The following is a 24,949-nucleotide window of genomic DNA, read 5'->3' on the forward strand; positions in this document are numbered from 1 at the left end:
TTTGGATCAATACAAACCCTCGTCCCCATAACTGTGACCAGTTATTTCTTCCTGCTGGAATTCATGAGCTGGTGAAGCACGACAGTTATTTGGATATTTCAAAGGTCGTTTGCCATCCAGCTTTCGAACTGGACAAGGCTAAGGAATTTGCCTGCTTATCTAAAGAATGCTGCGAAGCCATCATTGAATTTATTGATGCTGGGCTGGAGGTAATGGTCCCGAAGCATGCAGCCCTTATTCGTAGCAATCTCATCACCCTGCTCTGAGCCCACCTGCTGGCAGGGTTCTATCCATTGTGTTTTCCTGAGATTGTGAGATGATCTTTTTGCGCTGAGGCCCGCAACCTAAGCTAAGGCGCAGAACCTTGGTGGGCTTTGCGGTCGCCGGGGTTTTCTTTGTTTGGTACCAAGTGTAAAGCTGTCAGGCATAAGCCAACAATCTAACGCGACTGGAGGCTTGCGTAGCCCCGGCTCGTGCTATCCTTCATTCCACATGCCGGGGCTTTTCTTTCGGCATGAAAAAACCGCCTCAAGGGCGGTGGGCAGGTCAGGCTGTGGTTGTTTATTTACGGAGCCAAGAGATCACCCGCTCTTTCCGCTCCAAACAACCCCGTCGCAACTTGTTCCAACAGCGGCCAAAGCTCATGATCTGAGCGGAATGTGTTTGCCGTTTCAAATATCTTTCGGGTGCGAAATGGCTGCGTTGCCATGGCCTCATTAACCTGATCGGCCTCATCTTCCGTCAACCGCTCCCACAGTGTAACGGCTGGCAGGATCGTAACAACAGGTTCAGGATCAGGTGTTGGCGGCGTATATTCAACCACCTTCGATCCATCCCATTTACGGAAAGGCTGATTGGTTACAAGATCAGCATATTGCTCGCTTGTGATCTCGATAGCCCATGCTGGGATGTGACAATCCGGGTTATCCTTTTCACCGATTACGGGTGCAACAGGGGTAGGTTCTTCCTCAGTAGCTTCCGGCTTTGGTCCAAACACCGGCAACTTGCGCAGACCATGAACATCTTCAGAATAGAAGCCGGTCGGAAACCCATTCTCATCAAAGGTTGCAAAAACAGCCATTTTTAATATCCTAACGCGAACCAAGTTACTGTTGCATCACCGGGTACAGAAACTGTTCCACCGTTGGCGACATTTCTAATACGAATGGCGATTGAGTTTTTGTTATCAGGGTCATCGATGGTCGCAACGCGGGTGAGTTGGGGCTGATAATTTAGTTCCGCTATCGCAAACTTAACGGCTGCACGAACAGGGAATACAGTAGGAAATGTAATGGCTCTATCACCATCCGCCGCATAGTTTCGCCCCCATTGAATAATGAAGCCGTTCGGAAACTTTACCCAACCATTTGCAGACAAGGACTGTGTACCGCCTAAAGCCGTCCACATCGCAGCCCCGCTTGCTGTTGCGAGGATTGTTCGGGCGAACGCTGTCAAATCTGTCAGAGCAGCACTATTTGCACCGTCAAAGAACGGCAGCTTGTTTGCCGCACCAGCAAGAGCTAGCAAAGCAGCGGCGGCATTTGTGATTTCGCCTTGTGATGCATTCCCCGCCGCATCGGTACGGATGATCTTATTGGCCGCTAATGTCAGTGCCGCAAGCTTGCCAAGGCTTTCGTTCGGGTCCTCTAAATAGTCTTGCAACTCATACTCACCAGCCGCATTACCGACAGGCACCTTGCCCTCTTCAACACCAAGCTCAGCAAGGTTAGACAGAACGCCATTGCCGAGCAGCTCGATCAGCGTCGTCGCCTGCGCGGTCACACGAGCACCGTCTGCCAAATATCGCGCTCTATACGGCGCACTGGTTAGCGAAGTGCCAGTCCATGGCGCAGCCAGCGTAAGCGAGGTATTGCTGTTCACACTGGCAATGACCGCCGTCAGGTTCTGGATTTGAAGTGTGTCACCTTCACGAAACTTCGCCACGTCAAACAGGGTGCCGGTTCCGGTCACAGCCGTTGAACCGTTGGCGAGCGTGATCGTGCCAGAGGTGTAATCTGACAAAACAGTCATAGTATTCTCCGATTTCGGATTATTAGAGCGTGGTGGCTCCGAGGATGTAGTAGCGAACGCCGACAGGGTCTGGGAAACCAGTCACACCGGGTCCAGCGCTGTTGCCGGGTGAGATATGGACAATGCAATGATCACTATTGATCACGGTCGCCATTGAGTGCCGAAGCACTTCGACACCGCCACCGGGTGACAGGTACATGGTGTGATTGCCCTGCCGGAACATGTCCCCAAAATCGACAATAACCTTGGGAAACACGAATAAGCCTTGGCTGTCGAAATTGATGCGCGCCGCGATATTCCCGTAACGCCAGTGGACCTGATTGGCGGCGCTGAAACTAGAGGCTGGGATATAACCGTCTGCCAATACCGTCACGGCTGCGAAACGAGTGTCCAGAAGGATATCGTTGTACCCCGGCGCGACATCACTTGAACCCGGACTTTTGATCTGAAGATATTGACCTTCAACCTTTCGGATTACAGCGCTTCCGCCTGATGTCCGGCCTTGGATGCCGGTAGCGTAGAGCATGAAGCGAATAGCAACCGAATGGGTTCCGACGACTGAAAACCTTATTCCACCATGCTCGACGCGGTAATATGCCCATGTCTGTTCCGCGTCGAAGCCTGCATTCAGATTGACTGGAGGAATTGCGAACCCCCAACCGTTCAGGCTGCAAATCGTATCGCAGACCATCGAAGGAGACAGGTCGAAGTCAATCGATGTAGGCTTTGCGACAAAGTAAGATGTTCCCGGCGCGATTGGCGGCGTTTCGCCCATCATCACACACTTGATCGGAGTCCTGTCACTATCCATGATGAGCTGACGCCCTGTCGCTGTATCAATGGAAAACCCCGGCCTTGCCATCTTGATGCGGGTATTGGACGCCTCAAACGCTATCTGCCCTGCGACAGGCGTTCCGACAGGCTTGGGGATTGGCACGTTGTTACACGGCAAATCCCAGATCATCGTATTCACGTATTCTTTGTCGCCGCCGAGGTAGGTGTCAAAACTCGCGGACGTGTCCGATGGCCTTATGCACCATCCGGTATAGCCAAAGTTTGAGGGGATACGTCGATAGCCGAGGCCAGTTGTTCCAGTTTCAGTGGAGTAGCAAGTCACGCCATAGTTTGTCACACTGAAATAATAGGCGCTCGAACTACCCGGTTTATTGTTCCAGAGAATGCGAGATGTTCCATCCGCAGAGATGAACTTCACCTCTGCAAATGGGATGGTGCCTGCGAGATCAGGCATCCGACCAATCAGACCATAGATGTCGTACCGAGTGCCAGTCTCGCCAGCAGTCGTGTAGGTGCTTTTCATCACCCATTGATCGCCAAGAGAACCAGTTTGCAGGCCATACATTCCCCCCGGGAGATATCCCCCGGGATAGTTCGATTTGTTCAGAGGCTGAGGTGTCTGAAAGTTACCAAACACATAGGAAAGATTGCTCGCCTCCGAATTGAAGTAGAAACGATTATGCGCATCGTTCGGCACATCCAGAGGCCAATCGCTGTCATACTTATTGACCTTCATCACCGCGCCTACGCCCGGCTTCCAGCCCACAAACCAACTGACCATTAGACGATAATCCTCAGATACGCATTGCCGCCATCCCCGCGAGCATCGAACTTGCTGTTGTTCGACAAAAGTCGGTCGAACCTCAGTGTTCCGAGGCGCATATTCATGGCGTAAACCTCGTCATTCTGAACAACGAAGGGATATGTGTAACCACCGCTTGCACCAGGATTAGCGATTGCGAACTGGTTTGCGATGACAATGAACTGACTACTGGTCGGCGTGACATTGACGAACCAACCTGCCTCTTTCCAGCTGTCAGTCGTGCCCACTCTGGCGAACGCTGAGATTTTGGTGGATGATCCACCACTGCCAGACGTTGCAGTCATGCGCCAAGTCGCGCTCGATACGTTGCCGTCAACCGATGCATTGACCTCAGTCAGCGCATTCGAAATGGCTGTCATATCGCCTTCAACACCATCAACACGACTTTGAAGCAGGACGACCGTATCCCCACCCGCGAAGAGATAACCGCTCTTCTTGGCGCGATATCGGGGCGCTGGCGTCCATTGATCATGACAGCAGTATTTACAGGCCTGCGAGCATCAGAGCTTCGCGGCCTGAGATGGGAAGATATAAACATCGACAAGCGAATATTGCGCGTGCATCAGCGTGCAGATCGTTACGATGAAATTGGCAGGCCCAAGACGATTTCTGGCGAACGAACTATTCCTGTCCCGCCGCTGGTCATCAACACACTGAAGGAATGGAAACTCGCCTGCCCTCGCCGTGATACCGGAAAGAAGGATGCAGACGGTAACCCCGTGACAGTGCTCGATCTGGTCTTTCCAAACGGGGCTGGAAACGTCGAAGGGCTTCGTAACATTCTTCGGCGCGGTCTTCATCCAGCATGGATAGCGGCGAACGTTGCGGTTGATACCGGAGAGAAAGACGAAAAGGGCGACTCGGTCCTTGAAGCGAAATACACCGGAATGCATTGCCTGCGACATTGGTACGCATCTTGGTGCATAAACCGTAAGGCTGACGGCGGCTTGGAATTACCTCCGAAGCTCGTCCAGGAGCGTATGGGACATTCGACAATCGCCATGACAATGGACACATACGGACATCTTTTCCCGCGTGATGACGATGGAAAAGAACTTGCTGCGGCGGCGGACTCAATCTATAGCGGCCACAGCTAACGCGACATGGATGCAACATGGAGGTTATGAAGCCCAGAAAATAAGGCCTCGGTCCTGATTTGTAATCAGGGGGTCGGGAGTTCGAGTCTCTCTGGGGGCACCATTAGCGCACAGCACCAAGCGCTTTACCTTATTTCCTTTGAAATTTGATAGACCTACAAGAATAAGGGATTATATTCTCTTTTTCTAAGTTGTAATGCTTCTTAATCGCAACCATTGCATTCATAATAAATACATATTAAGCATGCATAACATCGCAAATAAACCTTTTGGGCTTAGTACATCATGCAACAGCGGCGTATATGTGTTTCCGTCGTCACTCGCAGCAGACCAAAAATGCTGTGCAATCTTTTTTCATCACTCGCTTCGATAAAGAAGCCGGACCACGCATCTATTACTTTTCTTATTGTTGAGAATAATTCCTCTCCGACGCTTGATGAAACTATTGAAGGTTTCCGTGCTCAGATGCCCGGGGATCAGATCGATTACATTACCGAAGGCGTCTTAGGCATTTCGTCAGCACGTAATCGTGCGCTTAATTATGCAATCGAACAGAATTTCGATTTTCTAGTCTATGTAGACGATGATGAGTTTGTCGAGCCGGACTGGCTTATTACTTTGCTCGCTGAGCGGGATCTTCTTGATCTCGACATTATCGGCTCGCCTGTAAGACCTAAGCCTTTTGATGAGAAGCTCACGTTTCTGCAAAAGCTGGTTTGGTCTGGCATTGAGCGCAGCGGCTACAAATCTGAAATGAAATGCCGTCGCAAATGTAAATCCGGCCATGGGGATTCGATCAAGGTTGCCACAGGCAGCTGGATGGGAAAACTAGAGTTTTTCCGCAACACAGGATTGCGGTTCGATTCCCATTTTGGCCTGACAGGCGGTGAAGATTGGAATCTCTGGGCAAAGTCAAAATCGCTTGGCGCAAGAACCGGTTGGGCCTGTGATGCCATTGTCTATGAGACAGTGCCCTCGTCCCGATTGACGCTGAGCTATCACTATCGTCGCAATCGAGACCACAATATTACGGAATTCGGTGCACGTTATCGCGAAAATCCTCGCAAGACGCTGAAAAAACTACCGATCAAGATCATCGGCCGGGCATTCAAATTTCTCGGCACAGTCTTGTCCATACCGTTTAGAGGCGGTCAGGGGCTTGTTTCAGCCGCAACAGCTCTAGGCGGACTCGTTGGCATTTTGCAGGGGTGTTTCGGGAAAAATTCGCTGCATTACGCGAGTACGACAGGATACTGATCCGACATACAACAAGCCCCGCATTGCGGGGCTTTTTTCAGTATCGATCTTAGTACCAGCCGACAGCGACCTGTGCTTCTTCCGACATGCGATCAGCAGACCAAGGTGGATCGAAAGTCATGGTGACTTCAACCATGGAAACGCCTTCGACAGCACTAACAGCGTTCTCGACCCACCCCGGCATTTCGCCAGCAACCGGGCAGCCTGGAGCAGTCAGCGTCATTTCGATTTTGACGGTGCGGTCATCTTCAATGTCGATCTTGTAGATAAGACCAAGCTCGTAAATATCTGCTGGGATTTCAGGGTCATAGACTGTCTTCAACGCACTGATGATATCATCAGTCAGGCGCAGCAGCTCTTCCTGCGGTATCGCAGAAGCGGAGAAAACAGACTTCCCTTCCGCCGATACGCTCGCATCGTCGGTCTTCGTTTCAGTCTGTTCCTGAACTTTTTGTTCGATCTCGGTCATCCGAAAAACTTCCTTGCCTTTTCCAAGGCTTCTGCCAGCGCGTCTACTTCGGCACGGGTATTATACATCCCGAAGGATGCACGGCATGTAGAGGTGACGCCAAAGCGTTTCAAGAGCGGCTGTGCGCAATGCGTGCCTGCGCGAACCGCAATCCCCGCCCTATCGATCACCATTGAAACATCGTGCGCGTGGATGCCTTCGAGCGCAAAGGAAATGATTGCGCCCTTATCAGGTGCATTTCCATAAATGCGCAAGGAATTGATCTTGCCGAGTTGCTCGTGCGCATAATCGCGCAGATCTTCTTCATGCGCGAGGATCGCATGACGGCCGATCTTTTCCATATATTCGAGAGCCGCTCCCAGCCCAATGGCCTGGACGATTGGCGGCGTACCAGCTTCAAAGCGATGAGGCGGATGATTGTAAGTGACGTTTTCTTCCGTCACTTCTTCGATCATTTCGCCACCACCCTGGAATGGGCGCATCTTCTCAAGCATTTCTGCCCGACCATAAAGGACGCCGATGCCTGATGGGCCATAGACTTTGTGACCGGTAAACACATACCAATCACAGCCCAGTTCCTGCACGTCTATAGGCAAATGCACCGCGCCCTGACTGCCATCCACCAACACCGGAATACCGCGCGCATGTGCCAGTTCCACGATCTTCTTGATCGGTGTCACTGTGCCAAGCGCATTGGACATATGGGTGATTGCGACAAGCTTGGTACGCTCGGTCAGGCGTTTTTCGAATTCCTCGATATGGAACACGCCCTCGTCGTCCACCGGCGTGAAGACAAGCTTCGCGCCCTGTCGCTCCCGGATGAAATGCCAGGGAACGATATTGGAGTGATGCTCCATGATCGACAGGAGGATTTCATCGCCCTCGCCGATATTCGGCATGCCATATCCATAAGCGACCGTATTGATCGCCTCAGTAGCGTTCTTCGTGAACACAATTTCGTCGACGGAGCCAACGTTCAGAAAACGGCGAACTGTTTCGCGCGACTTTTCATAAGCGTCTGTTGCAGCATTCGAGAGAAAATGCAGACCGCGATGCACATTTGCATATTCATTTGCATATGCATGGGTAACAGCGTCGATGACGCTTTGCGGCTTTTGCGCAGAAGCACCATTATCCAGATAAACAAGCGGCTTGCCATGAACCTGTCGTGACAGGATCGGAAAGTCCCTGCGTATCGCATCGACATCATAAGCCGCAACGCGCGGGTTCTTCTGGTCCATGATCGTTCCTTCTACCGCTTGACCGCTAAATCAGGCAGAAAAGGCGAAGTGAACAACTCACTTCGCCTTGTTCAATCAAGCGTGGGCTGCAAGCCAGGTCGAAAGCACATCTTCAAGTGCTTCAACCAGTGCTTCATTTTCCAGCTCCTCGATGATCTCGGCAATAAATGCCTTGATCAACAGGCCACGTGCTTCGCTTTCCGGAACACCGCGAGCCATCAGGTAGAAGAGATAGTCCTTGGAGAGTTCCGTCACCGTTGCGCCGTGACCACAAGCGACGTCATCGGCAAAGATTTCCAGCTCTGGCTTCGCATCAAACTCACCATCATCAGACAGCAGAAGTGTGTTGCAGGCCATACGAGCATCGGTCTTCTGCGCGATCTTCGAAACGCGGATCATACCCTGGAAAACACCACGTGCACGATCCTTGACCACGTTACGAATGATCTGGGTTGAACGCGTATTTTCAACCACATGCCCTACCGTCATGGTGATGTCGGTGTGAGAATCATCCGCAAGAAGGTTGAGTGCGCGAAGCTCGAAGTCCGAATCTTCGCCCGTGACATTCAGATGCACTTCCTGACGCACCAGCTTGCCACCAGCATTCACGATGTAAAGCGTGAGCTTGGAGCCTTTGCCAATGGTTGCATTGAACTGGGCAAGCTGCGTGGCCTGACCAAAATCGCGCAGGATAACCCATACGATCTCGGCGCCATCGCCAACGGTCACGTGACTTACAGAGGTCGAGAAAGCATCGCCCTCGCCACCGGACTGTCGTTCGACAATAGTCGCCTTAACATCCGAACCGATCTGCATCGGGAAGCGGGTATGCCCCTGCCCGGTTTTCTGGATGTTCTGCAGCTCAAGCGGTGTTTCAAGCTCAGTGCCGTCAGCAATCGAGACTGCCCAGCCATCGCTGACATAGGCGGCATTGATCTGCCCGATTGTGTCGTCAGTGCCACGGATATTCAGCTCCGAGACCAGTGATCCGTCAGCGAGCGCATCGTGAATACGGGTTAGCGACACACCTTCTGGTGCCTTGGCATCGAGAGCCACGCCATTGCTGGCAGGAATAATGAACGAGCCTGCGAGAAGTGCGGGTAGCGTATTCGTGCCAGCAGCCGAGTTGAACTCAACAACGCCTTTAAGCAGCGTACGGAAATCCGTATAATGCCAGCTCTCGATACGACGCGACGGAAGACCGTGAACTTTTAGCGTTTCCAGTGCGTTGTCACGCGCAATGACAACATCGCCATTGCCGGGCAATTCGCCCATGCGGGTGGCAAAATTGTCGATCAGCGCGCTTTCAGCAGCCGTTCTCGGCTTTGCTGTGGGAGCGGTCTGGATATTCATGATCCATCCCTCCTCAGGCAGCTTCGCCGATTATGTCGGCATAACCATTTTCTTCAAGATGAAGTGCAAGGTTCTTGTCGCCCGACTTGATGACCTGTCCCTTGTAAAGAACATGAACGCTGTCCGGCACGATATATTCGAGCAGGCGCTGATAGTGTGTGATTACGATCACCGCACGGTCAGGCGAACGGAGTGCATTCACACCATCAGAAACGATCTTCAGAGCGTCGATATCAAGGCCGGAATCGGTTTCGTCGAGTACGCAGAGGCTTGGCTCAAGAAGCTGCATCTGCAGGATTTCTGCGCGCTTCTTTTCACCACCCGAGAATCCGACATTCAGCGGACGCTTGAGCATATTCATGTCGATGTTGAGACCACCGGCAACGTCTTTGACGCGCTTGATGAACTCAGGGATTTTGAGCTCAGCTTCGCCACGCGCCTTGCGCTGGCTGTTCATCGCAACCTTGAGGAATTCCATCGTGGCAACGCCTGGAATTTCCATTGGGTACTGGAACGCAAGGAAGATACCCTTGGCAGCGCGTTCGGCTGGGTCCAGTTCAAGGATCGACTCGCCGTTGTAGAGAATGTCGCCTTCGGTGACTTCATAATCATCGCGACCGGCGAGAATATAGGACAGCGTCGACTTGCCGGAGCCGTTCGGCCCCATGATGGCGGCGACTTCACCCTTGTTCACGGTGAGGTTCAGACCACGGATGATTTCGGTATCCGTGTCAGCGATCTTTGCATGAAGGTTCTTGATCTCAAGCATGGGTATAAACCTTGTCTCTCAACGCAGCCTTTCAAGAGGGCTGCTTATGCCAGTTAAAGGGCTGGCCAGAAAATCGGATGCGGGAAGGCAGTCAGAGAGCGTCGGGTTAACCGACGCTGCCCTCAAGCGAAATGCCAATCAGCTTCTGCGCCTCAACGGCGAATTCCATTGGCAGTTCCTGAATAACTTCCTTCACAAAACCATTGACGATGAGGGCGATTGCCTCCTCTTCCGGAATGCCGCGCTGCATGACGTAGAACAGCTGGTCTTCGGAAATTTTGGAGGTGGTTGCCTCGTGCTCAAACTGTGCAGTGGCGTTTTTCGCCTCGATATAGGGCACAGTGTGCGCGCCGCAATCGTTGCCGATCAGAAGCGAGTCGCACTGGGTGAAGTTGCGGGCGTTTTCAGCTTTGCGATGCGCTGAAACCTGTCCGCGATAGGTATTGTTGGAATTACCGGCAGAAATACCCTTGGAGATGATGCGGCTCGACGTGTTCTTGCCGAGATGGATCATCTTCGTGCCGCTGTCGATCTGCTGATATCCGTTGGATACGGCAATCGAGTAGAACTCACCGCGTGAATCGTCGCCGCGCAGGATACAGGAAGGATATTTCCATGTAATCGCCGAGCCGGTTTCAACCTGCGTCCAAGAAATCTTCGAGCGGTCGCCACGGCAATCGCCACGCTTGGTAACGAAGTTATAGATGCCGCCCTTGCCGCTGCTATCACCCGGATACCAGTTCTGAACGGTCGAGTATTTGATCTCCGCATCATCAAGCGCGATCAATTCAACGACTGCTGCGTGAAGCTGATTTTCATCGCGCTGTGGTGCTGTGCAACCTTCGAGATAGGAGACGTAAGCGCCTTCTTCAGCGATGATCAGCGTGCGTTCGAACTGGCCCGTATTCTTTTCGTTGATACGGAAATAGGTCGAAAGCTCCATCGGGCAGCGGACGCCCTTTGGCACGTAAACAAACGAACCATCGGTAAAGACAGCCGAATTCAGCGTCGCATAATAGTTATCCGAAACAGGAACGACAGAAGCAAGATACTTCTGAACCAGTTCAGGATGCTCGCGGATGGCTTCGGAGATCGAACAGAAGATCACGCCAGCCTTGGCAAGTTCTGCCTTGAAGGTCGTGACAACCGAAACACTGTCGAACACGGCATCAACAGCCACGCGGCCCGATGCATAGACGTTATCGGATGGGTTGCCGTCGATTTCGCTCGGATCGCCCTGTTTGCGCACGCCAGCAAGGATTTCCTGCTCGCGCAGAGGAATACCAAGCTTTTCGTAAGTGCGAAGCAATTCCGGGTCGACTTCATCAAGCGACTTCGGGCCAGATTGATTCTTCGGCGCCGCATAATAATAGACGTCCTGGAAGTCGATCTTGGGATACTCGACGCGTGCCCATGTTGGCTCTTCCATGGTGAGCCAGCGTTCATAGGCCTTCAGACGCCACTCAAGCATCCATTCCGGCTCGTCTTTCTTGGCGGAAATGAAGCGAATGATATCTTCATTAAGTCCCTTTGGGGCCTTCTCAGATTCGATTGTCGTTTCGAAGCCGTACTTATACTGGTCCACGTCCAAGCCGCGAACCTGATCAATGGTCTCCTGCACTGCAGGCATTGGCGTTCTCCATCCTCGTCAGATTCAAGGTCCGACAGTTGCAAACGTCAGGGCGATGATAGTCGCTATCCTCGCCACAATATAGTGTGCGTGATGCTTCTTTAAAACCTCTCTAAACTAAATTTCAAGCCCAGCTTTAAATTTGCCCGTAAAATTCAAGAATAATTTACGAGGTTAGGCCCGATTGGGCGTTTAACTGGCCTTTGAGCGCTCGTGACGGGCAACGATTTTGCGCAAAACATCGAGAAACTGATCAATAGATTCTATCGGAGCATCTGCTTCAAACGAAACACGGATCGCGCCCGGACCATCTTCATGCCCCATAGCAGCCAGAACGTGGCTTGGACCAACCTTGCCGGAAGAACACGCCGATCCAGCGGACAGCGCTATTCCGCCGAGATCAAACGCGATCTGAACTGTTTCTGCCTTTTGTCCATCAAGCGTAAAGAAGGTCGTGTTCGGTAGGCGTTCAACAGCATTGCCATGGATTGTAGCGCCAGGCGCAATTTCTATAAGCCCGGCTTCAAGCCTGTCTCGCACTTCCGCCGACCAACCATTGCCATTCAAGCGTGCCGCAGCAACATCTGCTGCCGCACCAAAACCTGCAATAAGAGGCAAAGCTTCAGTACCTGCACGGTGCCCCTTTTCCTGACCGCCACCGCGAACGAGCGCTTTCGGCATCATGAGATCAGAAATTGCAATAACAGCACCGACACCTTTCGGGCCACCGATCTTGTGCGAGGATATTATCAGGTAATCCCCGCAATTATCTGTAATGTCTAATTTAATGCGGCCAACGGCCTGCACAGCATCAACCACGAAAATTCCGCCTGCGGCTTTGACCAGCGCCGCAATTTCACGGACAGGCTGAATAACGCCGGTCTCGTTATTTGCGGCTTGAACCGCAACGAGTGGCAAGCCGGCACTCTTGTCATGCGCTTCCAACGCCTGTTGCAGTGCGTCCAGCTTCACGATACCATTTTCATCCACGGCAAGTATGGTGATGTTTTCAGGTGGAAATTGTCCACCAGCCAGCATGCATGGGTGCTCGGTCGCGCTCACATAAAGATGCGACAGACGCACAGGCGCACGACCCATCATGTAATTGGGCGTGAGCAACGTTGACGCGGCCTCTGTGGCGCCTGACGTGAAGAAAACATGATCAGACTTTGCACTGACCAGCGCTGCGACACTGCGGCGCGCAGCTTCAACAAGTCCGCGTGCCGCTCTGCCTTCACGATGCACCGATGACGGATTACCCAGAATGCCCAATGCCTCGATGACCGCATTGCGCGCCTCATCAAGCAAAGGCGCACTGGCATTATAGTCCAGATAGAGCCTCTTGCCGGTTCCGATCACCGATACTATCTCCTAAGCAACATCTTAAAGTGGCTCAGCACGCTATTCGCACGTAGTTCGCGCGCAATTTTCTTGAATTTTCAATCAGGAAAAGCCTATTAAGCCACATTAGGTACTGAACATTGGTTCAGACTAACGAAATTTCAAATCGGTTCTAGAAGCGGCGCACCCCCACGTCAAGTTCGCCACCCTGAAGCCGATCTTCCGATCACAAGCGGAGTACACATGCCTGAAGTCATTTTCAACGGTCCTTCCGGACGCCTCGAAGGCCGCTATCAGCCTTCCCGGGAAAAGAATGCACCTATCGCCCTGATCCTGCATCCGCATCCGCAGTTCGGCGGAACCATGAACAACAAGATCGTCTATGATCTGTTCTATATGTTCCAGCAGCGCGGCTTTACGACACTTCGCTTCAACTTCCGCGGTATCGGCCGCAGCCAAGGTGAGTTCGATCATGGCGCAGGCGAATTGTCGGATGCAGCAAGCGCACTCGACTGGGTGCAGGCTTTGCATCCCGATTCCAAGAATTGCTGGGTTGCTGGCTATTCATTCGGTTCGTGGATTGGCATGCAGCTTCTGATGCGTCGTCCGGAAATCGAAGGATTTATCTCGGTCGCACCGCAGCCAAACACCTATGACTTCTCCTTCCTGGCGCCTTGCCCATCCTCTGGCCTGATCATCCATGGCGATCAGGACAAGGTCGCACCGCCAAAAGATGTTCAGGGATTGGTGGACAAGCTCAAGACGCAGAAGGGTATTACGATTACCCAAAATACGCTCCCTGGCGCGAACCACTTCTTCACAGGCCAAAGCGACCTGCTTATTGAAGAATGCTCTGAATATCTGGACCGTCGCCTTGCTGGCGAATTGGTCGAAGTTCGCCCTAAGCGTCTGCGCTAATACTTTGAAAACAAAATCCGGCGAGTTGTCTCGCCGGATTTTTTATTTGTCTACTGAAGCCAAAACGCCACCTGAAACGGGCTTATCGCAGCCAGTTGTTGTGGGATAGGTCAATGGCAACCCTCGCAACGAACGCACGGCGAGATAGCCCCAGGCTTCTGCTTCCATCGCATCCCCGTCAAAACCAGCATTATCTGCATCCAGCACTCGTGCGCCTTGGCGTTCGGCAAGAGCGCTCAGCTCTGTCATGATCGCTCCATTCTTGCGTCCACCGCCACTCACGACATAAGTACGTGGCTGTGTCGGCAAATGAGATGCTGACCGCAAGATTGCAGCGGCGCTGACATAGGCCAGCGTGCGTGCGCCTGTCTCTACTGAGGCCTCGTCTTTGGCAGGCACAATAAAATCGCCACGATCCAGCGAGCGGCGATGATTCCCCTTGAAAAACTCATGATCGAGATATCGAGCGGCCAGAACGTCATCGACACTACCGCTCATTGCCGTAATGCCACCGTGATCAAAGCTGCCCTGCCCGTGCAACTCCATCCATTGATCAATCAGCATATTACCCGGTCCACTATCATAAGCGATTAGCACACCGCCTTCGTCCACATAGGTCAGATTGGAAATGCCACCAATATTGACGAAGACGACAGGCCCTTCGAGGCCAAATGGCAAGTTGGCTGCAAGTGCTGCATGATAGGCAGGAATCAATGGCGCACCTTCGCCACCATGACGCATATCTTCAGCGCGCATATCATAGACAACGGGAATACCTGTCTCGGCAGCCAAAAGTGGCCCATCGCCAATCTGAACAGTCAGCGCTTCCCGCGGTCGGTGCAGCACAGTTTGTCCATGGAAACCGATCACATCGATTTCTTCCGGCTGCAACGCAAATTCGTGCAGAAAGTCCTGAATGACAACAGCATGAAGCAATGTCTGGTCATGCTCGAGTAGCTTTAAGATTCCGGGACGCTCATTGCGATCAGTGATACTACGCGCATCAACGAGAGCAGCCTTCAACCGCGCGCGAAATCCATCCGAATAAGACACGGCACTTGAAGGACCGCGCTCGACCCAGTTTTCGCCATCTGTTGTTATGAGAGCGATATCGATGCCGTCCATCGAAGTACCACTCATCAATCCAATAGCGCGTTTCAAATCGGCCATGCCGGAGTTTCCTTGTTATTCCCGATTGAATGATGTTAAAGGCAAAATATAACAAGGCAAAATATCATAATGCGGTAAGCACTTATTACTGCTCACATCAATCACGCCTTATCAGTCAGGAAAAGGACATGTCCGGTTTCAAATCCGATTTTCTTCGCACGCTTTCCGAGCGCGGCTTCATTCATCAAATGTCTGATGAAACGGGCCTCGACGAACTGTTGGTCAAGGAAACCGTGACGGCTTATATTGGCTTTGATCCAACAGCGCCAAGCTTGCACGCTGGCGGCCTGATCCAGATCATGATGCTGCATTGGCTGCAACAGACCGGACACAAGGCTGTAGCCCTTATGGGTGGCGGCACAGGTATGGTTGGCGATCCATCCTTCAAGGATGAAGCGCGCAAGCTGATGACCGAAGATACCATTGCCGAGAACATCGCTGGTATCAAACGCGTTTTTGCAAATTACCTGACCTTCGGCGATGGCCCCACCGACGCGCTGATGGTCAACAATGCCGACTGGCTGCGTAACATCAATTACCTCGAATTCCTGCGTGACGTGGGCCGCCATTTCTCGGTCAACCGCATGTTGTCGTTTGATTCGGTCAAGACGCGTCTTGATCGCGAGCAGTCGCTTTCATTCCTCGAATTCAACTACATGATCCTTCAGGCCTACGATTTTGTGGAGCTAAGCAAGCGTCATAATATTCGTTTGCAGATGGGCGGCTCGGATCAGTGGGGCAATATCATCAACGGTATCGATCTCGGTCACCGTATGGGAACGCCGCAGCTTTATGCCCTCACCTCGCCATTGCTTACCACAGCTTCCGGTCAGAAGATGGGCAAGTCACTGGGCGGTGCAATCTGGCTGAATGCCGATATGCTGAGCGCTTATGATTTCTGGCAGTACTGGCGTAACACTGAAGATGCGGACGTAGAACGCTTCCTCAAGCTCTACACAACGCTGCCAATGGATGAGATTGCAAAGCTGGCCGAGCTTGGTGGTTCTGAAATCAACGAAGCGAAGAAAATCCTCGCAACCGAGATTACTGCTATCCTCCACGGCCGTGATGCCGCTGAAGAAGCTGCGGAAACTGCGCGCAAAACGTTTGAAGAAGGTGAACTGTCGCAGAACCTCCCTACCGTTGGTGTACACAAGGCAACGCTTAATGATGGCATCGGTGTTCTGGCGTTGATGGTGCTCGCAGAACTCTGCGCCACCAATGGTGAAGCACGTCGCCATATTGAAGGCGGTGCGGTTCGCATCAATGATGAACCAGCTACCGATCCGCGCATGACTATCAATGCGTCTTCTCTCAACGAGCAGGGCGTGATCAAGGTATCCCTTGGCAAGAAACGCCACGTGCTTATTCGTCCTGCATGAGCCGTGTCTCATAACGCTAAAAGCCGGGCACAGCCCGGCTTTTTTATTAAGCTGATTTCCTCAGCCTCAGAATTCAAAGATCGAGCGGAAGATACCCGGAGCGATTATGGAAATCGGGTTCACGATAACCTGCGGCTGCTTTGCACTGCCTTCGAGCTTAAAGGTAATGCCCAACAAACCCCGATCACGTCCATTGCCCAGCAGTGCGCCAAAGATCGGCACTTCGCCGAAAATGCGGTTCACGCCATAGGCTGGCATGAAGGTGCCGGTGATCGACATATTGCCACGCGGATCATACAGAGTGCCCTGAAAAGTCGTGCCAACAGACGGTCCGCGCACGACACCCTTGGAAAGTTTCAGATAGCCTTCGCCCTTTTCGATAAACGAAAATCCCCGTTCGATATCAACGCGCGACACGTCGATATCGCGTTTGACCGCCTGATTGAGACTGGTGCCGCCGCTGCTAGGCGAGCTTGAAACAATCTTTGCCAGTCGCGGTTCATTGATGATCGCGAAATTACGCGCATCGATCTGGCCGCTTAAAGGACCATTGCCCTGCCCGGCAAGTCCCACAGTAATTTTGCCGCCACGCATTTTGTCATAGAAATCGAAGAAGCGCAGAACAGCACCCGCATCATTGGATTGCAGCGAAATTGACCGTGCATCGCCCTGATCGTTGTTGGTTGCAACGAAAGCCTGACCGGAAGTCGTGACAGCGTTCACCGACACGCCGGAAATCTTGCTTCCTGCATTCTCATACGAAACAGCCACATTGCGCAGCTTCTCGTCATTAAATCCGCTCACTTCATCAATCTGCGCACTGACAACCACGCGCGGGCTCTTGCCACCAGAGCCTCCACTCTTTTTCTGAATGTCCGATACCTGTTTAATGATCGAACGGGCGTCAAATTGAGATCCGCGTATCGTTACGCGATAGCCACCCGAGCTTTTGGTCGCCTTAACGCTCAACCGATCAGAACGGGTAAGCCGTATGTCACTGAAATCGGCCGACTGAAAATCGCCTCCAGCAATCGAGAGATTGCCTTTCGCCCCGAATGCATCGCCAGTCAGAACCAGATTGCGGATATCGAGTTTACCATCATTGCCCGTGCTTTTGATCAGATCGAATGTCGCTTTTGCAGGAACGCCGCTACCCTTGCGCCAGCTAAGCCACGGCAAATCCACCTGTGTCCTGTCCAGGTCTGCCGATACATGTCGCTTGCCGTTCTCTTCCATGCCGAGATCAACGGAAATCGGACCAGAGAACAAATCTTTCAAGCCGGGCAGCAATTTATTGCGTGAGCTTTCATCAAGCTCAAGCTTGATCTTCTGTTCGCGTTTCGTCGGCCCTGAACGATCGACAGGCTCAGTCATTGATATCTTTGCAGGAACGCCGTCAAGTTTTGCGTCTGCGGTAATAAAAGCCGCTGTCTGATCGACTTTAATACTGCCATCGGCATTACTCACCATGGAGCCGCCCACAGGCTTCGAGATAGCGAGGTTGGAGAACCCAATATCGGCATTCCAAGTCAGCGTTCCGGGTGGTGCATCTTTGGAAACGGCGAAACCGACTTTCACGCGCGCCTTAACATCTCCTGTCGCGTCTTCAGGCTTGAAAGGCACGTTCTTCAATACATCGATGGGCTTCTTGCCCGCAATTTCCGCGATCGCTGCGGCGTCGCCTGAAACGAGCAAATCAAGGTCAGCGATAACTGGTCGCTGCGGGCCCCAGGGGATAATCAACGTTCCGTCTGAAACAGACGCCTTGCGATTATCCGGCGTGTATGCAACGCCATTTGCCAATTTGATTGTTGTATGCGCACCCCGCACCGAAATACTGCCAGCAACGTCGCGGACAGGAGGCAGTTCGCCAATCACATCAAACCGCGTGTCGGAAACATTGAAATCGGCCTTGATTTCCTCACCCGTCAACGGTGGCGGCAGACCGGGACCATTGAAGCGTCCGCCTGCCAGAGAAATATCAATGCGGCTATCCTTCAATGTGCCGCCAAAGAGGTTCTTCAGAACCCACTCACGCGCGCCATCAGCCACATCGATTGGCCAAAGATGTTTTGCATCCGCGACTGCCATTTTTGGAATGCGCAGCATGAAAATCATTTCAGGCGAGCCGCTGCCAAAGCCCATGCTTCCCTGGCCGTATAGTTCGCCCGTATTGGTTTGGACATCAAGATTGGAGAACTGGAGCCGTTGTTGATTGGCCAGGAAGCGACCGGCGATTTTCACGCCGAAAGCCAATTCCGGATCTGTTGATTCCGCTGGCATGCTGGTGGCAGAACTCGTCAGCACTTCAAAGCGATAGCTTGGGCCACCAGTATTGTTTTCAACGTCCGGTTCCGGTCCGAAAGCACCGTTAAACTCCGCGTTCATTCCGCCTAACCGAATGCGGGAGGGTTTGACTTCTATCTTGCCGCTGCCGCTCGAATGTTCAATGCGAAGCAAAGCGCTACCGCGAACATCTGTGACTCGCCCAATCTCCATATCAATGCCATCAACAGCCAATTCGGCTGTGATCCGCTCCGGATTTTCACCATTGGCGGCTCTACCCGATATAGCAAGGCTGGCTTTACCGTTCAGATCGAAATGCGCGGGATTAACGCGATTACCATCGATAACCGGCGCAACCTCTTCTGGCGATCCAAGGTCAATGGGCAAATTACTGACCTTGATTTGGAACGCATCCAGATCGTTTTCATGCCCTTTACGATCAATGCTGCCATCAACCGTGATCGTCTTGTTCTGCCAAATAACGCTACCCTGAACCGAAATCTTTCCAGAATTTTCGACCAAACGCAGCTTCTGCACCACTATGCTTTGCTGTGTGTCGCCAGTCTTGAAACGAATTGTTGTGTTCAGCAGTCCGATGGCTTGGGTGTTTTGATCGCGCAGCAATTCCAGATTGCGCCGCATAGTTGAGAAAAGCTCTTCGGAAACCGCGTCAAAATCAATGTAGCCCCGCTTGTCATACGGGAGAGATTTCCAGAAACCGGCACCTTCCTGCTCAGGCAGATCGAAAGAAGCGCCGTCTATTTCGAGTTCAGCGACGCGGACTTTGCCTGTCAGCAGTGGCAAAGGCGCCAAACCAAGGCGTACAGACTTGATGTTCTTGATTTCGATGCCTTGTTTCGGATCGACGATCGAAACATCCCTCGCCTCCATCGCAACAAGACTATTCTGATCGAGCGACAATCCGGCGCTGCCGATTGTGGCTGAGGCATCCTGGCCGAGAATTCCGCTCAAGCTTTTCTGGGCTTCATCACGTAAGAGATCGCTGTTCACGCCCCCGCGCAATACCACAAAACCCACACCACCAATCAGCACAAGAACGATGCACAAGGAAAGAAAAGCGTGGGAACACCACGACATAAACGAGCGCCGGGAGCGCATTGAAGGAAGCACAATGCCATCCGCGCCTTCGGCTGCGAGGCGTTCGATTCTCTTCAACTCACGCTTGCTAAAGCGGATTTTGCGCGGTTTATCTGTCAATATTCCAGCCGAACATCTAATTTCCGCAAATGGTCACCCTTACAAGGCGGATTACAAAAACTTGTTATCACTCTGCTTTTATTAAGCTTCTTCATTTCAGCACAACCGCTGATCAGCTTGATTGACATGTCATCGCTGCACGTCATCAAGTCAAACCGGGTGCGCTTGAGCAGTTGCACAAGCCCAGCCCGAATGCGATAGCTCGAAGTGTAACAGGCAGTTTCCCCGTTTATCCATAAAAGAAAGGCGCAGATATGGCTCGTCCCCAAGTTGGAGATCTGGCACCAGACTTCACTTTGCCATCGGATAGCGACACGATTACCTTGTCGTCACTCAAAGGCAAACCAGTCGTTCTTTATTTTTATCCAAAAGATGACACGTCTGGTTGCACTAAAGAAGCCATTGCCTTCTCTCAGCTGAAGCCAGAATTCGACAAAATTGGCGCTCGCGTGATCGGACTTTCACCCGACAGCGCAGAAAAGCATGCGAAGTTTCGCAAGAAACATGAACTGACTGTCGATCTGGCAGCCGATGAAGACAGAACGGCTCTCGAAGCATATGGTGTGTGGGTCGAAAAGAGCATGTATGGGCGCAAATATATGGGCGTGGAACGCGCGACCTTCCTGATCGATGCGGAAGGACGTATTGCGCACATGTGGGAAAAAGTAAAAGTGGCAGGCCATGCGGAATCCGTCCTTGAGGCCTCCCGCGCGCTCCGACCAGCCTGACAACTGAAACTACCGCAAGTTTTCCCGTCCATTCCGTGGAAAATGCATACGACTAAAGCTTCGGAAAAGCTTTGTTAACCATGATAACATGCAATCGAATCAACGATCTGGAATGAGAAGACTGCCGCATGGTGCAGAAGTCGAAGGGGCTAAAGACGACAAGCCGCGATAAACATCTCACTGATGTAATCGCGTCTTCTACGCCTATCAAACGCCTCAGTTTCTTCACGATGCGTGCAAGCTTGGCCACATTAGGTGCAACGATCTTCATCGCAAGTCTTGGTGCTGGCGTCTATATAAACATGCATGACACTGCAGAAAGCCGAAAAGGTTTGAATGAGCCGGCCAGCAGGCTAGCATCCGTGCTCAAAAAGCCAGCTGTCATGCAGCCGCTACCCGAAAAGCCAACAGAATCAGTGCCTAACATTTCAGCTCAGCAGGAACTGTTGGTTCCCGGAGATGCGATCAGCATTCAGAGTATAGACCCGATCATCACCGGTCCTCGCGCATATAAACCGCGCGCCGATGCAGGAGGCACTGCTTCAAAGGATTCCTGAACGGCAACCGTTCACAATATGGCTCTTTGACTCAGGTACAAAAAACCCGGCTCAAGGCCGGGTTTTTTTAAGAACACGTTCTCAAAAATATCAATCTATATCTTCAATGAGCTCAGCGCCGCCATGGATGCGGTGAGCAAGTGCTGCTTCCATGAATGGTGTTACAGCGCCATCAAGCACTTCCTGCGGATTGGTGCTTTCAACGCCGGTACGCAAGTCTTTTACAAGCTGATAAGGCTGTAAAACATAAGAGCGGATCTGATGACCCCAACCGATCTCGGTTTTGTTGGCATTAGCCGCATCAGTCGCTTCTTCGCGCTTTTTCAGCTCATTTTCGTAAAGACGAGCGCGCAACATTGACCATGCTTTTTCACGGTTCTTGTGCTGCGAACGTTCTGCCTGACACTGCACTACAATGCCGGTTGCGATATGCGTGATACGCACAGCCGAATCCGTTGTATTGACGTGCTGGCCACCTGCACCCGAAGCGCGGTAGGTATCGATGCGTACATCGGCTTCAGTCACCTGCACATCAATGTTGTCATCGATAACAGGATAAACCCAGATACTCGCAAACGAAGTATGACGACGCGCGTTCGAATCGTAAGGCGAAATACGCACCAGACGATGAACGCCGGATTCCGTCTTTGCCATACCGTAGGAATTGTGGCCTTTGATAAGAATCGATGCTGATTTGATGCCGGCTTCTTCGCCGTAATGCACTTCCATCACCTCAACCTTGCGCCCACTGCGTTCGGCCCAACGGGTATACATGCGCAGAAGCATGGATGCCCAATCCTGACTTTCCGTACCGCCTGCACCGGCATGCACTTCAAGGTAGGTATCGTTCGCATCCGCTTCACCGGAAAGCAGCATATCGATCTGTCGGCTGTCGACTTCCTGCTTCAACTCGCGGATTGTGTTTTCCGCGTCAGCAATAATCGACTTGTCGCCTTCCTCTTCGCCCATGGCGATGAGTTCGACACTGTCATTGAGCGTCTGCTTCAGCGTGTTAATGCCGTTGATGCTGTCTTCCAGCTGCTGGCGCTCACGCATCAGCTTCTGCGCTTCCTGTGCATCATTCCATAGCGTTGGGTCTTCAGCTCTCTGATTCAGATAGCCCAGACGTTTTATTGCCTGATCCCAGTCAAAGATGCCTCCTCAGCAGGCTTATGGCCTGCTGGATTTCGTCAACCAACGTCTCGATTTCCGCGCGCATGGGCAAATCGTTCCTTCAATAAGTCATTCGAAAATGGAGAGAGAACAGAAGCTCGCACTGCGAGCAATTTTGTTCCGAAGCGCATCACATCAAAGCAAAGCGCTCTACCTCTACGCAAGAAGGCGTAAAAGCCTTTCAAGCGCCGCGGACCATAATTAGCACGCGACGCAGTGTAAAGAGGGATAGGTCAGTAAAGTCCGCCAGAACCCGAATTGATTGCGCGGGTCGCCTGTGGCGATTGTGGCTGAACTGGCGATCCTTCACGATACTGGTCCATACCGATAACGGAGTAAGTGTCGGACGGTCCGGTTCCGGGCTTGAACGCTTCCATAATGAGGTTCGGATCGCCCTTGTTGGTGCGCATACCCGTCTTGCGATTGATCGCAATCAGCGTCATGCCTTCCGGAACACGGAAATCGACCTTAGGAGTTCCAGCCAGGGCCTGGCCCATGAACTCTTTAAAGACAGGCGCTGCCAGACCACCACCTGTGCCACCGCGACCAAGCGGGGTCGGTGTGTCATAGCCCATGAAAACACCCACAACCAGATCAGGCGTGAAACCGACAAACCAAGCGTCTTTTTCGTCATTCGTCGTGCCGGTCTTACCAGCAAGCGGACGATCAAGGCTCTTAAGAAGCTGTGCTGTACCGCGCTGCACAACGCCTTCCATCATCGATGTGATCTGATAGGCGGTCATCGGATCGAGCACCTGATCGCGATTATCGATCAGAGTAGGCTCTTCCTGATTTGACCATTGCTGGGCGTTGCAGCCTTCACACTGACGCGCATCATGCTTGAAGACGGTCTTGCCGTAGCGATCCTGAATACGGTCGATCATCGAAGGTGTAATGCTCTGTCCGCCATTTGCGATGACGGAATAAGCCGTAACCATACGCAAGACAGTCGTTTCACCAGCACCAAGCGCCATAGACAGAACCGGCAGCATCTTGTCGTAGATACCGAAACGCTCTGCATATTCCGCAACAGTTTTCATACCCATGTCCTGTGCAAGACGCACGGTCATGACGTTACGCGACTGTTCGATACCGTAACGAAGGGTCGAAGGACCTGAGAACTTGCCCGAATAGTTTTTCGGAGCCCATACGCCAAGCGCACCACCCTGATTAACTTCGAGCGGACCATCCAGAACAACGGAGGCTGGCGTGTAGCCATTATCGAGAGCAGCAGCATAGACGAACGGCTTGAACGACGATCCCGGCTGACGATAGGCCTGTGTTGCGCGGTTAAACTCAGATTCTCCAAAGGAGAAACCGCCAACCATCGACAGAACACGGCCGGTATGCGGGTCCATAGCAACAAGTGCACCCTGCAGCTTTGGCGGCTGCTGGAGACGGAAACGGGATTCGCCGTCGCCGATTTTTGAGACATAGACAATATCACCAGTATTCAGAACGCCTTCTGGAGATTTTGCACTACCGCGCTTGCCACCAATATTGGTGACGCGCATTGCCCATTTCATGTCATCAGCAGCGATAAATGCGCGCGTACGCTCTTTGCTGCGCGAACCCGAACCTTCGACATCGGGCTGAAGACCTATGTCAGCGCCAGCTGCCGAAACGTTCAGGACAACAGCCAGCTGCCACTCAGGCACATCAGGATAGGCCTGCAAATCACCGAAAGCCGTGGCCCAGTCACTGCCAAGTTCAGCGTGCTTCAAAGGTCCGCGCCAGCCGCGTGCCTCGTCGTAACGAAGCAATGCTGTCTGCAGCGACTTGCGCGCTTCGACCTGCATGGTTGGATTGAGCGTCGTACGAACCGACAAGCCACCTTCATAAAGTGCATCAACGCCGTATTTCTGAATGATCTGGCGGCGCACTTCTTCGCTGAAATATTCGGATGCGAACAGGTAATGCGTTGCCGTACGCGTCTTCACACCAAGAGGTTCTTTCTTGGCTTCTTCAGCTTCCTGTGTGGTGATGTAGCCGTTTTCAGCCATACGATCGATGACCCAATTGCGGCGTTCAATCGCGCGATCTGGGAAACGGAACGGATGGTAATTGTTCGGACCTTTCGGGAGAGCAGCCAGATAAGCTGTTTCGGCTATGCTCAATTCGCCAACTGATTTGTCAAAATAGGTGAGCGCCGCGCTGGCAATACCATATGCGCCCAAGCCGAAGAAAATCTCGTTAAGGTAAAGCTCCAGAATGCGGTCCTTGGAATAGGCCTGCTCAATACGCATCGCAAGAATCGCTTCTTTGATCTTGCGGTCATATGTCTGGTTCGAGCTTAGAAGGAAGTTCTTTGCGACCTGCTGGGTAATCGTGGACGCGCCGACCGGGCGACGGCCAGAACCCATGTTTTTCACATTGGTCAGAACTGCACGAGCGAGGCCACCAAAATCGAGGCCATGATGCTCGTAGAAAGTCTTGTCTTCGGCGGAGATGAAAGCGGCCTTAACGCGATTTGGCACAGCCTGGATCGGCAGATACATGCGGCGTTCGCGCGCGAATTCCGCCATGAGGCTACCGTCCGATGCATGGACGCGCGTCATCACAGGAGGCTCGTATTTTGCGAGCACTTCGTAATCGGGCAGTTCCTTTGTGAGGCTTCCGATATAGATAGCAACAGCCCCGGCTACCAGAAGCGCCAGAACGGTTCCAATCCCGAAGAAATATCCGATAAGCCTTACCATAAATCCGGAATC

Annotated in this window: 20 protein-coding genes and 1 pseudogene; 7 read left to right on the forward strand and 14 right to left on the reverse strand. The window is 52.4% G+C overall.

Going from position 1 to position 24,949, the window contains the following annotated elements:
* The coding region (locus tag OIV19_RS11510; protein WP_264231710.1) for a hypothetical protein at window positions 1-266 on the forward strand (266 nt) is incomplete at its 5' end.
* Window positions 267-565: 299 nt separating this feature from the next.
* Here OIV19_RS11510 and OIV19_RS11515 read toward each other — a convergent pair.
* The 4 genes from OIV19_RS11515 to OIV19_RS11530 are packed head-to-tail and all read right to left on the reverse strand — an operon-like array spanning window position 566 to window position 4,008.
* Window positions 566-1,081 carry a hypothetical protein gene (locus tag OIV19_RS11515; protein ID WP_264231711.1) on the reverse strand — a complete coding sequence of 172 codons (516 nt, stop codon included), beginning with the start codon at window positions 1,079-1,081 and terminating at the stop codon, window positions 566-568.
* Between the two features lie 2 nt (window positions 1,082-1,083).
* Window positions 1,084-2,031, reverse strand: coding sequence for a gp53-like domain-containing protein (locus OIV19_RS11520; RefSeq protein WP_264231712.1), 948 nt, complete (start codon window positions 2,029-2,031; stop codon window positions 1,084-1,086).
* A 22-nt stretch (window positions 2,032-2,053) separates the two neighbouring features.
* Window positions 2,054-3,607 (reverse strand): hypothetical protein, encoded by a 1,554-nt coding sequence (locus OIV19_RS11525; RefSeq protein WP_264231713.1) that lies wholly within the window; start codon window positions 3,605-3,607, stop codon window positions 2,054-2,056.
* The gene (locus OIV19_RS11530) at window positions 3,607-4,008 is read right to left on the reverse strand and encodes a phage tail tip fiber protein (protein WP_264231714.1); all 402 of its coding nucleotides are present in this window, start codon (window positions 4,006-4,008) and stop codon (window positions 3,607-3,609) included. The genes OIV19_RS11525 and OIV19_RS11530 overlap by 1 nt, the downstream gene beginning before the upstream one ends.
* A 45-nt stretch (window positions 4,009-4,053) precedes the next feature.
* Between OIV19_RS11530 and OIV19_RS11535 the strand changes: the two are divergent.
* Window positions 4,054-4,746, forward strand: a pseudogene (locus OIV19_RS11535) (site-specific integrase); the annotation flags it as partial.
* 285 nt (window positions 4,747-5,031) lie between these two features.
* Entirely contained in the window at window positions 5,032-6,003 is a 972-nt protein-coding gene (locus tag OIV19_RS11540) for a glycosyltransferase (RefSeq protein ID WP_264231715.1), read from the forward strand.
* A gap of 49 nt (window positions 6,004-6,052) precedes the next feature.
* Here the strand turns inward: OIV19_RS11540 and OIV19_RS11545 are convergent, their stop codons facing one another.
* The 6 genes from OIV19_RS11545 to OIV19_RS11570 all read right to left on the reverse strand — a co-directional run bounded on the left by OIV19_RS11545 (window position 6,053) and on the right by OIV19_RS11570 (window position 12,824).
* Entirely contained in the window at window positions 6,053-6,472 is a 420-nt protein-coding gene (locus OIV19_RS11545) for an SUF system Fe-S cluster assembly protein (protein WP_095446540.1), read from the reverse strand.
* A complete protein-coding gene (locus tag OIV19_RS11550; protein ID WP_264231716.1) occupies window positions 6,469-7,713 on the reverse strand; it encodes a cysteine desulfurase in 1,245 nt (414 codons plus the stop codon). Before OIV19_RS11550 ends, OIV19_RS11545 begins: the two co-directional genes overlap by 4 nt.
* Window positions 7,714-7,788: 75 nt before the next feature.
* On the reverse strand, window positions 7,789-9,066 hold the full coding sequence (gene sufD / locus OIV19_RS11555) for a Fe-S cluster assembly protein SufD (RefSeq protein WP_264231717.1): 1,278 nt from the start codon (window positions 9,064-9,066) through the stop codon (window positions 7,789-7,791).
* A 13-nt stretch (window positions 9,067-9,079) separates the two neighbouring features.
* Complete coding sequence (gene sufC, locus OIV19_RS11560; protein WP_264231718.1) at window positions 9,080-9,835, reverse strand: Fe-S cluster assembly ATPase SufC; 756 nt, start codon at window positions 9,833-9,835, stop codon at window positions 9,080-9,082.
* 106 nt (window positions 9,836-9,941) lie between these two features.
* Window positions 9,942-11,465 (reverse strand): Fe-S cluster assembly protein SufB, encoded by a 1,524-nt coding sequence (gene sufB / locus OIV19_RS11565; protein WP_095446536.1) that lies wholly within the window; start codon window positions 11,463-11,465, stop codon window positions 9,942-9,944.
* Window positions 11,466-11,657: 192 nt separating this feature from the next.
* Entirely contained in the window at window positions 11,658-12,824 is a 1,167-nt protein-coding gene (locus tag OIV19_RS11570) for a cysteine desulfurase family protein (protein ID WP_264231719.1), read from the reverse strand.
* Window positions 12,825-13,049: 225 nt separating this feature from the next.
* On the opposite strand from OIV19_RS11570, the gene OIV19_RS11575 reads away from it, so the two are divergent.
* Window positions 13,050-13,724 carry an alpha/beta hydrolase gene (locus OIV19_RS11575; protein WP_264231720.1) on the forward strand — a complete coding sequence of 225 codons (675 nt, stop codon included), beginning with the start codon at window positions 13,050-13,052 and terminating at the stop codon, window positions 13,722-13,724.
* Between the two features lie 42 nt (window positions 13,725-13,766).
* Here OIV19_RS11575 and OIV19_RS11580 read toward each other — a convergent pair whose 3' ends face one another.
* Window positions 13,767-14,894 (reverse strand): anhydro-N-acetylmuramic acid kinase, encoded by a 1,128-nt coding sequence (locus tag OIV19_RS11580; RefSeq protein WP_264231721.1) that lies wholly within the window; start codon window positions 14,892-14,894, stop codon window positions 13,767-13,769.
* Between the two features lie 128 nt (window positions 14,895-15,022).
* Between OIV19_RS11580 and tyrS the strand changes: the two genes are divergently transcribed.
* Window positions 15,023-16,276 carry a tyrosine--tRNA ligase gene (gene tyrS / locus OIV19_RS11585; RefSeq protein WP_095446532.1) on the forward strand — a complete coding sequence of 418 codons (1,254 nt, stop codon included), beginning with the start codon at window positions 15,023-15,025 and terminating at the stop codon, window positions 16,274-16,276.
* Window positions 16,277-16,342: 66 nt separating this feature from the next.
* Here the strand turns inward: tyrS and OIV19_RS11590 are convergent, their stop codons facing one another.
* Complete coding sequence (locus tag OIV19_RS11590; RefSeq protein WP_264231813.1) at window positions 16,343-19,738, reverse strand: AsmA family protein; 3,396 nt, start codon at window positions 19,736-19,738, stop codon at window positions 16,343-16,345.
* A gap of 296 nt (window positions 19,739-20,034) precedes the next feature.
* Between OIV19_RS11590 and OIV19_RS11595 the strand changes: the two genes are divergently transcribed.
* Entirely contained in the window at window positions 20,035-20,508 is a 474-nt protein-coding gene (locus tag OIV19_RS11595; RefSeq protein WP_264231722.1) for a peroxiredoxin family protein, read from the forward strand.
* 128 nt (window positions 20,509-20,636) lie between these two features.
* Complete coding sequence (locus OIV19_RS11600; RefSeq protein WP_264231723.1) at window positions 20,637-21,065, forward strand: hypothetical protein; 429 nt, start codon at window positions 20,637-20,639, stop codon at window positions 21,063-21,065.
* Between the two features lie 90 nt (window positions 21,066-21,155).
* On the opposite strand, the gene prfB is transcribed toward OIV19_RS11600, so the two are convergent.
* Together prfB and OIV19_RS11610 are read right to left on the reverse strand one after the other, a co-directional pair.
* Window positions 21,156-22,284, reverse strand: a protein-coding gene (prfB, locus tag OIV19_RS11605; protein WP_151095458.1) for a peptide chain release factor 2 whose coding sequence is annotated in 2 segments (ribosomal slippage) — window positions 21,156-22,214 and window positions 22,216-22,284 — 1,128 coding nt in all. Because the reading frame shifts where the segments join, the coding sequence is not laid out codon by codon here.
* A 187-nt stretch (window positions 22,285-22,471) separates the two neighbouring features.
* Window positions 22,472-24,937: a penicillin-binding protein 1A gene (locus tag OIV19_RS11610; protein WP_095446528.1), complete on the reverse strand. Its 2,466-nt coding sequence runs from the start codon at window positions 24,935-24,937 to the stop codon at window positions 22,472-22,474.
* Window positions 24,938-24,949: the final 12 nt, after the last annotated feature.

The organism is Brucella sp. HL-2 (assembly GCF_025846885.2).
Lineage (GTDB): Bacteria > Pseudomonadota > Alphaproteobacteria > Rhizobiales > Rhizobiaceae > Brucella > Brucella quorumnocens.